Annotated in this window: 13 protein-coding genes, 1 tRNA gene and 1 pseudogene; 11 read left to right on the forward strand and 4 right to left on the reverse strand. The window is 34.7% G+C overall.

Going from position 1 to position 14,783, the window contains the following annotated elements:
- Positions 1 to 89: 89 nt before the first annotated feature.
- Entirely contained in the window at positions 90 to 647 is a 558-nt protein-coding gene (gene pyrE / locus ASJ81_RS10190; protein WP_095644367.1) for an orotate phosphoribosyltransferase, read from the forward strand.
- A gap of 34 nt (positions 648 to 681) precedes the next feature.
- On the opposite strand, the gene ASJ81_RS10195 is transcribed toward pyrE, so the two are convergent.
- The gene (locus tag ASJ81_RS10195) at positions 682 to 1,014 is read right to left on the reverse strand and encodes a carboxymuconolactone decarboxylase family protein (RefSeq protein ID WP_095644368.1); all 333 of its coding nucleotides are present in this window, start codon (positions 1,012 to 1,014) and stop codon (positions 682 to 684) included.
- Between the two features lie 433 nt (positions 1,015 to 1,447).
- Between ASJ81_RS10195 and purD the strand changes: the two genes are divergently transcribed.
- The 4 genes from purD (at position 1,448) to ASJ81_RS10215 (ending at position 8,371) form a co-directional block, all read left to right on the forward strand.
- Positions 1,448 to 2,749 carry a phosphoribosylamine--glycine ligase gene (gene purD, locus ASJ81_RS10200; RefSeq protein ID WP_095644369.1) on the forward strand — a complete coding sequence of 434 codons (1,302 nt, stop codon included), beginning with the start codon at positions 1,448 to 1,450 and terminating at the stop codon, positions 2,747 to 2,749.
- 287 nt (positions 2,750 to 3,036) lie between these two features.
- Positions 3,037 to 3,945 (forward strand): ornithine carbamoyltransferase, encoded by a 909-nt coding sequence (gene argF, locus ASJ81_RS10205; RefSeq protein ID WP_095644370.1) that lies wholly within the window; start codon positions 3,037 to 3,039, stop codon positions 3,943 to 3,945.
- 219 nt (positions 3,946 to 4,164) lie between these two features.
- Positions 4,165 to 4,249: transfer RNA gene (locus ASJ81_RS10210), tRNA-Leu, on the forward strand.
- A 438-nt stretch (positions 4,250 to 4,687) separates the two neighbouring features.
- Positions 4,688 to 8,371, forward strand: a complete 3,684-nt coding sequence (locus ASJ81_RS10215) for an NACHT domain-containing protein (RefSeq protein ID WP_095644371.1) — start codon at positions 4,688 to 4,690, stop codon at positions 8,369 to 8,371.
- A 413-nt stretch (positions 8,372 to 8,784) separates the two neighbouring features.
- Here ASJ81_RS10215 and ASJ81_RS22765 read toward each other — a convergent pair whose 3' ends face one another.
- A complete protein-coding gene (locus tag ASJ81_RS22765) occupies positions 8,785 to 8,928 on the reverse strand; it encodes a hypothetical protein (protein WP_170943271.1) in 144 nt (47 codons plus the stop codon).
- Positions 8,929 to 9,217: 289 nt separating this feature from the next.
- Here ASJ81_RS22765 and ASJ81_RS22770 point away from each other — a divergent pair, with 289 nt between their 5' ends.
- The 3 genes and pseudogenes from ASJ81_RS22770 to ASJ81_RS10225 form a co-directional block, all read left to right on the forward strand.
- On the forward strand, positions 9,218 to 9,355 hold the full coding sequence (locus ASJ81_RS22770) for a hypothetical protein (protein ID WP_170943272.1): 138 nt from the start codon (positions 9,218 to 9,220) through the stop codon (positions 9,353 to 9,355).
- Positions 9,356 to 9,496: 141 nt separating this feature from the next.
- Entirely contained in the window at positions 9,497 to 9,694 is a 198-nt protein-coding gene (locus ASJ81_RS22775; RefSeq protein ID WP_170943273.1) for a hypothetical protein, read from the forward strand.
- A 627-nt stretch (positions 9,695 to 10,321) separates the two neighbouring features.
- Positions 10,322 to 10,512, forward strand: a pseudogene (locus ASJ81_RS10225) (IS5/IS1182 family transposase); the annotation flags it as partial.
- A gap of 211 nt (positions 10,513 to 10,723) precedes the next feature.
- On the opposite strand, the gene ASJ81_RS10230 reads toward ASJ81_RS10225, so the two are convergent.
- Positions 10,724 to 11,749 (reverse strand): hypothetical protein, encoded by a 1,026-nt coding sequence (locus ASJ81_RS10230; protein WP_141241661.1) that lies wholly within the window; start codon positions 11,747 to 11,749, stop codon positions 10,724 to 10,726.
- 347 nt (positions 11,750 to 12,096) lie between these two features.
- On the opposite strand from ASJ81_RS10230, the gene ASJ81_RS10235 reads away from it, so the two are divergent.
- On the forward strand, positions 12,097 to 12,348 hold the full coding sequence (locus tag ASJ81_RS10235; protein ID WP_095644374.1) for a hypothetical protein: 252 nt from the start codon (positions 12,097 to 12,099) through the stop codon (positions 12,346 to 12,348).
- A 378-nt stretch (positions 12,349 to 12,726) separates the two neighbouring features.
- Here ASJ81_RS10235 and ASJ81_RS10240 read toward each other — a convergent pair whose 3' ends face one another.
- A complete protein-coding gene (locus ASJ81_RS10240; RefSeq protein ID WP_095644375.1) occupies positions 12,727 to 13,188 on the reverse strand; it encodes a hypothetical protein in 462 nt (153 codons plus the stop codon).
- Between the two features lie 170 nt (positions 13,189 to 13,358).
- Between ASJ81_RS10240 and ASJ81_RS10245 the strand changes: the two genes are divergently transcribed.
- A complete protein-coding gene (locus ASJ81_RS10245) occupies positions 13,359 to 14,039 on the forward strand; it encodes a phosphoribosylanthranilate isomerase (RefSeq protein ID WP_245860027.1) in 681 nt (226 codons plus the stop codon).
- Positions 14,040 to 14,409: 370 nt separating this feature from the next.
- Positions 14,410 to 14,625 carry a hypothetical protein gene (locus ASJ81_RS10250; protein ID WP_141241662.1) on the forward strand — a complete coding sequence of 72 codons (216 nt, stop codon included), beginning with the start codon at positions 14,410 to 14,412 and terminating at the stop codon, positions 14,623 to 14,625.
- Positions 14,626 to 14,783: the final 158 nt, after the last annotated feature.

The following is a 14,783-nucleotide window of genomic DNA, read 5'->3' on the forward strand; positions in this document are numbered from 1 at the left end:
TTGAATTTGTACACTTAATAATATATTTAATATTTTATCAGGTAACATTTAATCGAGAATAGCTAATAAGGCTGCAAACCGGTGAGACCATGAATAAATCGGAAACCATAAATGAGTTAGAGACACAAAAACAGGAATTGATCGCAGCCCTCAAGGCTTGCGGAGCTATCCGCTACGGAGATTTCACGCTTGCTTCGGGAAAAAAGAGTAAGTATTACATAGATATCAAAAAAGCAAGTACTGACCCTAAAACCCTGAAACTTATAGCACGACAGGCAGCATTCAGGATAAAACAGATGGATGTGAATATAGTAGCAGGGGTAGAACTTGGAGGTGTGCCTCTTGCGACTGCAGCTTCCATAGAAACCGAACTTCCCCTGCTTATAGTCAGGAAAGCTATAAAGGACTACGGTACTAAGAGCAGGTTTGTAGGTGACATTGAACCGGAAGACAGACTTGTAATGCTAGAAGACGTAACTACAAGCGGAGGTTCGGTCAGGAACGCAATTGAGGTTGTCAGGGAAACCGGAGCAAGTGTCAAATACGTAATTAGTGTCGTGGACAGAGAAGAAGGAGCAGCCGAAAACTTAAAAGAGGTAGATGTGGAACTTGTTCCTCTTGTGAGTGCAAGCGATCTTTTAAAGTAAGGAAAGTGCAAGAGCACATTCCTGCATGGAAATTTCAGATTTTACCATCAAATCCATCAATTGCTGCAGGAAGGCACTCAAGAACGTTAGCAAAACCCGAGTGATGAAGGTTCAGTACCACTGCAGCAATAACTTCTTCACGAGCTGCACCCTCGCTTTTTGCCATCATTGCATGCATCTGTACGCCTCTTGGATTTCGATTCGCAGTCTGGATAGCTATGTTGATCAACTGCTTTGTTTTGGTATCAAGGCCCTTTAATGCTTTCTGGGCTTCAATAAGGCCATTAAAACGTGCTGCTACTTCCGGACATTCTTTTTGGAAGACTTCATATGGATTTTGGTTCGTACTTTCATCTCCTGAAAGAATCTAATCATTATTACTTTATAAAAATTAGGTTTTTTATCTGAAAGTACGTGTTTTCATCTTGCTAAGAAAAACCGGGTATTCGGTTCGGAGAAAATGAATTTCTATTATTGGAAAAACTGAAGTAAAAATATGAAATCGATCTCAAAAAGGAAAATTATTAGTTGGATTTAAAGCCTGACAATGACAAGATATTTATTAGAAGAAATAGAGAATTAGGAAGTCCTTCAGTATATTCCTATTAAATGTATTTGGTTAAATTGCCAACAAATTATCAATAAAAAGAGACAGCTGTGTAAAGCAGCATTGAAAGGTTTTGAGGACTGAAATTCATTACCTTTTTCTTATCTCATCTATTTCACCTTATATCAGTATATATTGAAACCATACTTATACTTGAATGTAAAAGGAATCTTTTTAAAACAGGAGAATAAAAATGAAAATTTTGCTTATCGGCGGAGGCGGAAGGGAACATGCAGTCGCCGAAGGAATTAAGAAAAGCAAGTATAATCCCTCTCTTTATGCATTAATGGCGAAAAAAAATCCCGGAATTGCTGCTCTCTGTGAGGATTTTCTCCTTGAGAAGGAAACCGAAGTTGAAAAAGTAGTTGAGTATGCAAAAGCCAGAAATGTCGAAATAGCTTTTGTAGGCCCTGAAGCCCCTCTTGCAGCAGGAGTAGCAGACGCCCTCTGGGAAGCTGGAATTCCGGTCGTAGGGCCTAAAAAAGCCTGTGCAATTATAGAGTTTGACAAGGCCTGGGCAAGAAATTTCATGAAGAAATACGGAATAGAAGGCTGCCCTGCCTATGAAGTTTTCACAGAGGTAAAACCTGCACATGCTTTCATAGAAAAACTGGGCGACGTAGCAGTTAAACCCTCAGGTCTGACAGGAGGCAAAGGCGTAAAAGTTATGGGAGACCAGCTCCCTGACCTTGAGGCTGCCAAAGCCTACACAAGTGAGCTGCTTGAGAAAGGAGCTGTGGTCATAGAGGAACGTTTTATCGGAGAGGAGTTTACACTTCAAGCCTTTGTAGATGGAAAAAGCCTTGTTTTCTTCCCTGCAGTGCAGGATCACAAAAGAGCCTATGAAGGAGATCTCGGACCGAATACAGGCGGTATGGGTTCATATACTGATGCAGGGGAAATCCTGCCTTTTATGCTCCCTGAAGATCTTGAGAAGGCAAAGAAGATCATGCAGGATACCGTAAATGCACTTTCCGAGGAAACCGGTACCGGGTATCAGGGTATTCTTTACGGACAGTTTATCCTTACAGCCAGCGGCCCCAAAGTAGTGGAATTCAATGCTCGGTTCGGTGACCCCGAAGCCATGAATGTGATCCCCCTCCTTGAAACCGACTTCGTGGAAATTATGTCTGCTGTAGTTAAAGGGACACTGGGAAATTTGCCTGTAAGCTTCAGTAAAAAAGCAACTGTCTGTAAGTATGCTGTTCCTGCCGGCTACCCTGAAAATCCTGAAAAAGACAGCGAGGTAACAGTAGGAGATATAGGGAAAGCTTCCATTTATTATGCCAGTGTCTACGAAAAAGAAGGAAAAGTTTACACAACCAGCTCCCGCGCCATTGCAGTTGTCGGGATTGCTGAAACCATAGCTGCAGCCGAAAAAATTGCCCAGAATGCCCTTGAAAATCTCCACGGCAAGCTATTTTTCCGGAAAGACATTGGGACTGCTGCTCTTATCCAGAAGAGAATTGACCATATGAAGGAACTTAGAGGCTAATTGATGAAAGGTTAACTGCTGAAAATAAGGCTATTGCCTGATCTGTCATTGCAAAAGTACGGCGTGCAAATAAGTACTATGCAGTAATATAAATTAAAGTTCAACCAGAAAGAAGTAAGTTCAGTTAAAAAAGAGAAACTCAGCTTGAATGAAGTAAGTTCGGCTTGAATAGATCAAATTCAGTTTGAATAGATCAAATTCAGCTTGAATGAAGTAAGTTCGGCTTGAATAGATCAAATTCAGCCTGAACTGAGTAAATTCAGCTAGAGTAAGTCGGGGTTGAAGTGATGAAGAAGGATGTACTTTCGATAACTGACCTATCCAGAGAAGAGATTTATGAACTTCTCGAATCTGCCATGGATCTTAAAGAAAAACGCAAAGCTGGAGAACCTACCGAGTACCTGAAAAACAAAAGCCTGGGAATGATTTTTGAGAAATCTTCTACAAGAACCAGGGTGTCTTTTGAAGTTGCAATGACTGATTTCGGAGGACATGCCCTTTACCTGAATTCCAGAGATATCCAGGTAGGAAGAGGCGAGACCATTGAGGATACTGCGCGAACTCTTTCAGGCTACCTTCACGGAATCATGGCCAGAGTTATGAGCCACGAGACTGTGAAAAAACTGGCCGAATATTCAACCATACCCGTGATCAATGCGCTTTCGGACAGGGAGCACCCCTGCCAGATCCTTGGCGATTTCATGACCATACTGGAGTACAAGGACAAATTCGAAGGCCTGAAATTCGCCTGGGTAGGAGACGGAAACAACGTCTGTAATTCAGCCCTGCTAGGCTCGGCAATTATGGGAATGGAGTTTGCTGTTGCCTGTCCTAAAGGATACGAGCCGAAAGCCGAATTCCTTGAAAAAGCAAAAGCCCTCGGAGGCAAGTTTACAGTTACGGGTGACCCGAAAGCTGCCGTAAAAGATGCGGATATCATTTATACTGATGTCTGGGTCTCTATGGGCGACGAAGCCGAACAGGAGAAACGCCTGAAGGACTTTGCTATTTTCCAGGTCAATACCGAACTCCTTGGAGTTGCAAAACCGGATGTAATAGTTATGCATTGCCTGCCAGCCCGTAGAGGCCTTGAGATTACGGATGAAGTTATGGACGGCCCGAATTCCGTAATTTTTGAAGAGGCTGAAAACCGTCTGCATGCACAAAAAGCCCTTATCCTGAAATTGATGAGATGAAAATTTCATCAATTCCAACCTACTTTATATACTTTATAAGTGCCAGAACTTCTTTTGAGTCCTGTATTCGGAATTTCAGTTAAATCTGTTTGAACTCTTTCCCTAAAGAAGAAATTATTAAAAAAGTTCAGGCAAATTTCGCCCTCCGAGCAGGCTTTCAAGGAAAAAGTATAAGAACAAAGAGCACTACTATTGCTCCTGCAACATAAGCTACATCGTGCGAGAGTTGCCCAGCCAGGTCAAAGGCGCTGGATTCAGAGTCCAGTTTCGTAGGAATTCGTGCGTTCGAATCGCACCTCTCGCACTAGTTCTTTGGGATATAGTTATCTCAAATTTTTTGTACGCTGTTTTGTGAGGTTTATGCACAACAGTTTTTATATAAAGTTGCCCTAAGTAAAAATTACCTTATTTTATAGTGCCAAATAAATAAAAAATTGATTTTATACTCCATATAAAAGTTGAGTAAAGCCATTTTTACTCAAAGATCTAAAAAAATCTAGTTTTTCCTTTTTTATATTTTTTTAAGCATAAATATTTTTAGATTGGTTATAGTTTTCGAAAAGAAAGTAATTCATAAATTAAAAAATGAGTTCGTTTTTATACACTTATTTACCAGTGTCCCTTTATTTATCCACCCTATGTGATAAAAAGTCCTTTGCCTCGATAAATTGGCTTTAATTAATAAGAATTAAATAGAACCCTTCTACTTTCATAAAAGATAGCAAAATAAGGGATTATAATCTTGGAAAGCCTAATTCAACTGCTTAAAGACTTGTATACCAATTATAAAGAGGTAATGCTAATACTTTTCACGGGTTTAGCGACATTGTCTCTTGAGAAATTACTGCCTACTATATGCTCTCGCTTTTCACTCCTTTTTTCACTAATCGGCAAAAAGATAGGAGGTAGACTTGCTCACAAGAATATAAGAGAAACATATCTTAACTGGCTAGTATATAAAAAGCAGGATTTAAATCTTACAGGAGTCATTGGAACAGAAGAAAAACCAAAATTAGAGCAGATTTTTATATCATTGAGGGTTGTTAGAGAGCGTGATAAGCTTTCTAAGAATGAAAATAATATAGATACGGTGGAAAAAAAATCATTTGTTAAAACATTGTCTGCGATATTTAATGAGTATTTTGACCTATTTTTTTTTAGCACTTCAAAGAAAACTTATCAATCATATTCTCAATATAAGGAAAATATAATAATAAAAAACAAGTTATTCAAACCTAATTTTTTATGGAAGATAAATAGCATCTATCATCGAGAAGGATTTGATGTTATTATCATTCTTTTAATTTTTCTTGGACTTCTATATCTTTTTCCTTTTTTTATTTTTACAAATTTTAAATTTTTAAATTTAATAATACCTCAAGTCGCAGTTCATATTGGATCATTTTTATGGTCTTTTTTCACAATAGTTTCGATCATTTTTTTATGCCTTATATACTATGAAGAAGAATCAAAATTTCAGCGGCAAACTATTGTTCTTATCTTACTACTTTTAGTCATTATCATAGTCCCAATTATCCCAATATTTATTGTCATCACTCAAAATAACACAAATAGCAATTTACAATCACTATCCTCATTAAAGCAAGGAATAGTAGATGGAATTTCATTGTCAGCTATATTGTTAGTTATCTCGATAATTCATTCTAAAATCAGTAAATTATTTAATCGTCACGAGTCTGAAAAAATTTATGCAAAAGGGATTGGAGATATATTATCATCAAATAATTATATTGCTATTTTGGGGAAGCCTGGATCTGGAAAAAGCACATTATCACAGTTTTTGGCTCTAACTTTTGCAAAAGAAAAAGCTGGGGATCCAAAAATTAAACGAAAGGGATGCTCAAAAGATCGTTTAGGTATAAATAAGTGGTACCTTCCGATTTTCATACCACTAAAGGACATTTCTAAATTCCTTGTAGAAACTGATAGTAAAAAATATGACAACTTAATTATTGAAGCTTTTCGTCGAAATGTTCTGCCCTCATATATACAAAATGTTCTAACGGATTCATATATCTATTATATGTTAAAAAATAAAGAATGTCTTTTTTTGTTAGACGGTTTAGATGAAGTACAAGATGGCAAAGAGTTTAGTACGATTATTGAAGAAATTAATGGACTAATATCACGTTTTCCTGAAAATAAGGTTATAGTAACTTCACGACATTCAGGTTGGAGAGGCGGAATTGGTTCACATTTCAGTGTTTTTGAAATCGAAGATTTAAATGATAAAGAAATATTTAGGTTTATTGATAAATGGTATAATGCTATCGAAGAAAATAGGGCAGGATTTCTAGGGAATAAGAGTGAGGGAGAGAAGAAATTCTGGAAAGACGAGGCATCTGAAAAAGCCAGTAAACTTAAGCAAGCTTTGTCTGACACTAAAAGTATAAGACAAATTGCAGAAAATCCTTTACTACTATCAATAGTCTGCTTTGTACATTATAATAAAACGTTACCAAAAGAAAGGCTCAGACTTTATGAAGATTGTAGCAATTTACTTCTTGTTCAATGGGATCAAGAGAAAGGCTTAGTGGTTGATGACACTAAATTAACATCAGCACGTAAAGAAGAGATTATACAAGAAATTGCGTTTTCTTTTCATACCGGAAAGATTGGGGAAGCTTTTGGCAGAAAAGAGGCAAATAGCGATGAAATAATACCAATAGTAGAAAGAAAACTAAAAGAATTTGAGATGGATCCAAAACAAGCAGAGTCTTTATTTCAGAAATTAATTGAAAGAAGTGGAGTAATCATCATAACTGATGAGTATGCAAAAAGATACTCGTTTAGTCATCTAACGTTTCAAGAATTTTTTTCAGCAAAATATATATTTGTAAATAAATTGGACGTTTTTCGAGTAGTATTAGAGGAAACAGAGAACTCAACAGATGCATTAAATGGATGGTGGCGTGAGGTAGTTTTGCTCTATTGTCTTTTAATAAGAGACCCATCTAAAATAATTGAGACACTTTATAACTATTCAGAAAATGATATCCTTCAGCAGAACCTACAGCTTGCTGTTCAGTGTCTTGATGAATCAGTAAAAGTTACAAATCAGAAAATAAAAAGCGAAATTATTGAACAAGTGTTTTTGATTAGGATTCACAGCAATTCAGAATTAAGACTTAAATCATTAGACCCAAGAATTGTGCCATATCTATTTAAGTTTGCTCAAAGTCCCTTCTTTTACAGGCACGTTATTGCAGACAAAATAATCCAAGTTAAAGGTGACGAAGTTATTTTTTTAACTTCAAAAATTTTTAAATTGCTACAGTCAGCAAATCGACATGATAGGCTAATTGCAGTCGAATCTCTGAATCTTTTGTTTTTTAAATTCGATGTGTATCAAAGTGTAGATCAAAAAATCTTAAATAATTTATTGACTGACTCAGATTTAGATGTTAAGAAAGCTACTGCAAAACTTATTTTGAGTATATACCCAAAACCCTTAGATGATACTGTTTCAAAGAAGATATTTGATATAATTAAACAAGAGTTTATTCCAAATAATTATTTTTCTCTAGATTTTCCCAAAGATATTGAAAAAAGGAATGAATATATTTACCATTATTATATAGACGAAGAAGGACACTTAGAATTAATAGCAGAGAGTTGCAAAATTTTAAAACGACTTATAGAAGCATCATCTAATGAAATTTTGGTTATTTTTCAAAAGGACTTGGAAAAAATTTTGATTAATCTTTTTAACATAAAATCATACTTCAGTGTAGAGAGATATTATCATTGCTTTGAGTGTGTGTTAGAAAATTTAATACTGATAGATAGCGAATTAAATGAGAGCTACAGGTCCCAATTATTGGAAGCACTTTCGAAAGGGGATATACGCCAGCAAGTTTTTGCAGTAAAAGCTCTCTCTAAATTCTATACTTCTGATGTTTTCGTTATTCAATCAATATTGGATAAACTCAATGCACCACATAGTAAAGTCAGAACAGCAGTATTATCCTCACTTAATAATTTAAATATAAAAGATGATAAGTTTAAGGATATCTTAATCTATTTGGAACATCATAGAAAACCAATTTCAAATTTGAGACGTAAACAAAAACTTATCACTCAGATATTAGTAGGACGAGGGGAAGTTGGTTTAGATGAAGAAGAATTAAATTTGTTGAACAAATATTTCGAAAATCTAAATCAAAGTAATACTAGCACAATAGGTAAAAGATCTGAATTTTATGAATTAAGTGACGAAATAGACAGCTTCTTATATAAAAAGGATTTGAGCAAGAAAATTCGTGAATATGGACTTCTCGATATTTATGAAAAAAGCCTTGAAGAAGATAGTTTATTGGAACTTCTGAATAAACCTGATATATATTTAAATGAAGCCGCTTTCGACATCTTTTTAGAGAAAAAAACTACTCAACAACAGTTATAAACAATAACATGTTTTAATTTATTGTTTTAATTCAAAAGAAGTTCTTTTATGCTTATCTTTTTATGACTGAGATTCAGTTTTTTTTCGAACATAGACAATAAAGACGTAGACATAATTATACTTTACAATTATTTTACAGCCTTTTTCTTAAGTTTAGTTATTTACGCAAAGAATTACACTTAAAATTGAACTAGCCCATTTTCCATCCTTAGGTATTGTGTTTCGAGTTCATGATGAGATTTTAAGTGTAAGTAATTGCATTCAAGACGACTGTTTTACTGTTTTACTGTAAAATTTTACGTTTTTACATTTGACAGTAAAAGTATACACATTTTTATTTTTGACTTGAAACCAAAGATTCCCACTCACTCACCTTCTCCCGAGCATAACATAAAAAGGATCAAAAGACTTGATTAGAAAGGCCTCAGATAATCGATTTCTATAAACTCGTCTGCTCCGTCTCCTTCAAAGACTACAACTGCTTCATTGTATGAAGCTCTAATGCCTGTTACTATGCCTTTTCCACCTCTGGTTTTCGTATCTAACAGCCATTCCAATTTTAAGGTCTTGAATTCTCATTTGTTGCGCTCCTTTTATGTTACTACAATAAAGTAATCGGGCTTAAAGTATATAAATTTTATAAACTTTATTCTTTGTAGTGGAGCATAGGTCTAAAACATAGATATGAGACAAATAAAGCATTTAGAATATGATTTATGGTGAATTAAACCCATTTTTAAATTATAAACTACATATATTTTAAGCCCAATTTTAGTATTGAATAAGAAAGACCAGATAAGATAAAATGAGTAGTAGAATGATTCAGAGAAAAGGAAGAGCAACAAAATGGTAGAAGATTCAGAAAACCTCGAAAGAGCAACAACAATATCCGAAGCTTACTTAATTCTTGAGTCCTTCAACCTGACAAATGAGGAAAGGAAATTGATTAACCCCTTTTGGTGTCATAAAGTTTATAAAGTTTAAGTCTACTATCTAAAGAATATGACTGGAGAACCTAAGAGACCATCTAATACAGTACCCATGAAGATATTATGTAGTATGGTGATAATTCCGAATAGACATGATGAAGTAGAATATTTCAAAGTGGATTCTAAGGGATACCCTGTGCCTAAAAAAACAGCATATGCAAATAAAGAAGTAACTATTATAGTTGGACACAAGGAGCGAAATAACCTTATGGTTACGCCTGATGACCGCGTGTTTACTGGCGTTTTTGGGAATAATGGGCGTCTGTCTTCCGTGGGAAAAGATTTAGAAGGGCAGGAACTTACGGTTGTTGTGCATATTCCTGAAGAAAATTGATTCTTTTTTCACTTTTTCAACATGAGAACAATATATCCGGCATTAAACTCTAGTTGAGACAAAAAATTAGGTCAAAAGCGCTAGTTAGAGAGCCTGGTCTCGTAGGAATTCGTGTGTTTGAATCGCACGTCTCGCACTAATTTTTAATAACTGAGGCTCTGCCAAAATTGATAAAAATACTCTAAAATTTAAAAAATCGGTTAAAATCACGTATTTTGGCATAAAATTACTTTTTAAGCCTTTAAAATAATACTTCAAAATGCCTTTGAATACGAGTTAAGTTCAAAAATCGATATAATATTACATTTACTTTCAAAATTAGAATTTATTGTAATTTATTTCCATAACTTGCATAAAAACATAAATATTTATTATGTTTTGAAAGCTTAAATGAAGTTTATTTCCTAATTAATAAGCTATTTATTACTCCAATTTCAACTCTAACTAACAATAAGGAATTAAATAAGTTTTAAGTAATTATTATATAAATTTTTCAAGAAATAAGCTATGTTATTAAATATTAGCGGAAATAAAGGGATTATGTGAAAAATGGCAAAACCTCAACTCTTATTTTTATTCAATATTTTTATTTTTTCTAAGCAGCTGTAAGAACAGCCAAGGCAAGAGACTTTAGATGCCATTATTTTTAAAAGACTGTCTCAAGATGATGTTATTCAGAATATCTGTATGGATAGAGGATATGGTTTTCCAGATATTAGAGAAGAGGTTAAAAAATATAGTTATACTGCACATATCAAAAGCCTTGGAGAGGAAAACATAAGAGTCAGATACCAGGTTTTAGGGCAAAAAGATGGGTCTGGTTTTGTAGGAATTCGCACGTTTAAATCGCACCTATCTCACTTATAATTGATTTTTCAATTTTGTACAAATATCTGACTTTTTTTACAACGGGGGCACATAGGGTCACGAATACCCATTCTTTAAATTGGGGATGATTTGAGAGGTCTTCTACAAAGCTGAATTTATAGAAATTTCAATCTTGAACTCAAGAACATTGTAGACAGGGGATTATAGCTTTGAAGCTGATAGTTTCAGTCTTGCATCAATATAAATTACTCGGAGTGTTAGCCCCTTATCTTGTTCTAATTTTATCCGTTGTGACTCCAGATCAACTTTTAATTTAGATATATCTCTAGTACCAAAGTCAAAAATTACAAAGAATCCAATTTTTACGTCTTCTGTTCTCATATATGTTGGCAGTTGTTCAGTTAGTCCATGAGACAATTTGGAATTATTCTCTTTCTTAAATTCAACATGTGCAGTAAAATGGGCGTTGGAAGAAAATCTAAAATCAACTGGACCCCTCCCAGTTTCTACTTCTCTTGTCAGATCTATGCCCACAGTTTGACAGTATTTTTTGGCATAACTATCAAAAAGTATTTGGCACAACTCCTCATCCCTTGGATTTCCATTCTCATCCCATAAAAGCCTATACGCACTGTTTTCAACCAGGTTTTTAAAATCAGCAATTATTTTGTCAATTATTTTTAAAAATTCTTCTTCAGTATCATTGAACTTTAACTCTTCGATTACAGGTAAATTCTCAGAGAGCTCCTTCTCTATTTTAGCTTTATACTCTTGTTTATATATTTCTACTTCTCGATCATATTCTGGATAATAATAATCCCATTCTTCATAGTTGTCAACATTTATTTGTATCTTCGAAAAATCAAGTTTTCCTGTATCCATATTATAAAAGACCAATTTTCTCAAGTTATAGTTATCAACAATTATTCCACTAGGGTCGAAGATCCACTTGCGACTAATCATATCTTCTAAGAAAAATAGTAGCCAACTAGTTGTTGCAGTATCCAGATTTAAAGGTTTTAGATCAAATGTTATTTCTCCCACCTGTTCATCATAGACAATAGTCGCAGCCATGTGTTTACCCAAAGGCATTGCATCAATAAGTTTTGAGAATTTACCCTTTGTGCCTTCAAAAACTGGCACAATTTCTTCTTCTGAATAAATTCCATCTATAAAATTCGCAAAGTTAGCAACAAATTCTACTTCGTGACACATTATTTCAAACATAGATTCATTTTTTCCGTAGACGAAGGAGAAAAAAATAGCAAATTTTTTGTACATTTGTCCTTTAAATGTTTTTAGTAAAGAAAAGTTTATCGACCAAAGTACTTTTTTAAATACTTCGTAATTTTCACTGCCCTGAGGATGATTAATTGTATAATTTATAAAAGGAATGGGCCGCCAATTCATAAGAATTAGTCTCTTTTATACTATTTAAACTTCTTTAAATCAAACTAAATTGTAATAGAGCCTATCCCAAAACATATTCTATTCCAAATCATTAAGTTTTCACGACCATTTTCCACGATCGAATATTCGATTGACTATTCAAAACACGATTCAAAAATCAGATTTTGAGTTTCGGGATAGGCTCAGTACTAGCAACGCCAAATTTCGATGGTGTACCGGTTCCCATAGAAGTTTCGGAAATCGATATGAATAGAGATTATAATATTATTAATGCAGAAGGGTACTATGGAGAAGTTGACTCTTTTGAGCATTATGCAGAGATAGTAAAGACATTGACAAAAAAGATACTTGATGAACTCATCCCAAAACCAATTTCATTCCCAAATCTATCATACTATTTTCATATTAAAAATTAGAAGATTATTCAAAATTCAAGGTTTTGGGATAGGCTCGATAACTATAAAACTCAGTAAATATTCTATTTACTGTTTTTAATCCATTTATATAATGGTAACATCCTTTCGAGCGTTTCCAATCCCTAAGGAAGAGGGAGCACAAATTGAACTTATCTGGCAGGAGAACACCTCGTCTTCTGGATGGATCTCCACAGAAAGCCCCTGGTACTCCTCCAGGTTCATGAATAAACTAGTGTCTTGACAATTTAGTTGTTGTGCATAATTTTGGTAGCTTCTCATCAGCATACAATGATTTTGAGTTCATCAGATTACCAATAACTAAATTTTCATGACACTAGATTCGATTTTCGACTTATACTTGTCTATCATAAAAACACCTTATACCTTTATTCCATAATTCCCAGGTGAAGACTGCTGCGGCTTCGGGGCAGGCACTTCTAAAGCTTTTATCCAGTTTTCCCCATCCCATTTTTTCCAGTGCATCATTATCATTGCACGGTTTAACAAAAGTTCTTCTCCCGAGTCAATAAAACCATTTCCATTCTTAAGTCCATGTTCAAAAGTATATCTAAGGCGTCCAGAGTACCATTCCAAAAATCGTAAGAATGCTTCGGATTTCGATATTCTCAGCTTCTGCATAAAGAATGCAGTACAGATTTCTTGCAGTTGATCCTGTCTCGGTAGCCATATATAATTAATAGAGTTATTTCCGAGGTGGAGTAAAACCTCAACTTTTTCAAAAACAGGATTATAAACAAAATCACCGGATTGGAACACCCATTTCTGCTGAATTTCCTTCGCGAGTGAGCACATTCTGATATATTTCTCTGATGTATCCATTTCAACCAACCTTAAAATGAATTATGAGTAATAGGCTAAAAGGAGTAACCGAGCTGGGTGAAAGTATTGAACACAGATGATTCATATAATAAGTCTTTCTTTTTCACAGTAATCAATAGATTTGCACTTGACTTGTCAGAGCACTATCAAAGACTTTTCAGGAGAAAATTATGAGAATAAAAGTTTGTGGTATTAAAAGGGTCGAAGATGCTATTATGGCTGCATACTGTGGAGCTGATGCAATTGGATTGGTAGTGGGACAAAAGCATAACTCAGACGATTTTATTGACAAACACTTAGCCCAAAAGATCGTGAAAGAATGCCCGCCTTATATTTCGCCAGTTCTGGTTACAGAACTGGATAATGCTAAAGAAATCTCCAATCTGGTGCATAAAATAGGTGTTACTTCTATCCAGTTGCATTCCGACTGTACAGTTGATTGTATCATATTGCTGCGTAAAATCTTCCCTCATATAAAAATAATCAAAAACTTTCATGTTACCGGGTTAGGAATTATTCACGCTATGAAACCCTTCGAATCCGTGGTGGATGCTTTCATTCTGGATACTCTTGATTTAGCCAATGGTAAAGTAGGTTCAACAGGTTTAGTCCATGACTGGAACATTAGTAGAAACATCGTTAAAGAGATATCACGACCAGTTATCTTAGCAGGAGGTCTGACTCCGGAAAACGTTGGAGAGGCTATACGGTTTGTAAAGCCATATGGTGTAGACGCCAGTTCCGGGCTTAAAGGCTCTAATGGTTTCAAAGATGAAACGAAAGTGACTAATTTCGTGTATCGTGCAAAACATGAGTTTTTCAAGGTAAGAAATTTGTCTTTAGAGAACTAAATCCAGGCTTTTAGAAGAAAAACCAGGCTGTTAGGAGATGTTCACAGGTAATAACTTCACGTTCAATTTACTGTTATATAAAATTTAATTAAATTTCATCACTCTTTTACAATAACAGTTTTCTGATTCTGTATCCTGCTTTGTATAGTGCAATGTGCTTTAGAAAACCCTGGTTTCTTCCAATCTACAAGGAATCTGAAGTAACTGAATCCTATCAGAAAGATCGGACACATAACCTTCCAAGTAAATTATTATTTGAATTTTTTGAGAATTAATAAATTCAATGATTTATATACAAACGGTGCCTATAAATTATTGCAGTATACAAGCTGCAGGGAAGAAAGCTACTTGTATGTATATGTTGAGAAAAATGAAAACTTTAACGATAAAATTATATGATAATGTAGAAGAACTCTCTAAAGCTGGAATAGTCGTTCCTGAAGATATCCCTATAAGCGATAACGATTTTGAATGGGATATTGTAGTGTTTGCAGAAGTATACGAACTTATCCAGGTTGACCTTAATGGAGATGACATTACACTTCACTATCTGGATAGTGGGGTCCCAAAGAGTGAGCTGCCTTGATTACACTGGATAATCCAGGGTTTTTTCACTTGTTAATTTTTGCCTATTTTTCCTGCACTTGTTAATAAAATCATTAGTGGAATTCTTGGTCAGGTTATTAGTGGGTGCTCCACTATTATATAGTTGATATTTATATATTAGATATAATATAATAATAT

It is taken from the genome of Methanosarcina spelaei (assembly GCF_002287235.1).
GTDB classification, from domain to species: domain Archaea; phylum Halobacteriota; class Methanosarcinia; order Methanosarcinales; family Methanosarcinaceae; genus Methanosarcina; species Methanosarcina spelaei.